Source organism: Bacillus sp. SIMBA_005 (genome assembly GCF_046535585.1).
Taxonomy (GTDB): domain Bacteria; phylum Bacillota; class Bacilli; order Bacillales; family Bacillaceae; genus Bacillus; species Bacillus pumilus.
This window is the reverse complement of sequence record NZ_JAWRWI010000927.1, coordinates 1-247: the sequence shown is the minus strand read 5'-3', so window position 1 is coordinate 247 and position 247 is coordinate 1. Positions and strand designations below refer to the sequence as shown.

Annotated in this window: 1 protein-coding gene; it reads left to right on the top strand. The window is 61.1% G+C overall.

The window, feature by feature from the left end; all coding sequences use genetic code 11:
• On the top strand, positions 1–247 hold a 247-nt coding region (locus tag SB660_RS22790), incomplete at both ends, for an alpha-L-rhamnosidase-related protein (protein ID WP_410584790.1).

The following is a 247-nucleotide window of genomic DNA, read 5'->3' as shown; positions in this document are numbered from 1 at the left end:
CGAGAGCACAGACGTCGAGATCCTCGACGTGAGGGCGGCGGTGATCAGCAGCGACCTCGTCCGCACCGGATGGTTCCACACTTCGGATCCTTTGCTCAATCAGCTCCACGAGAACGTGGTCTGGAGTATGCGTGGAAACTTTCTCGATGTACCCACGGACTGTCCGCAACGGGATGAACGGCTGGGGTGGACCGGAGACATACAGGTCTTCGCGCCCACAGCCGCGGCGCTATTCGATACCGCCGAG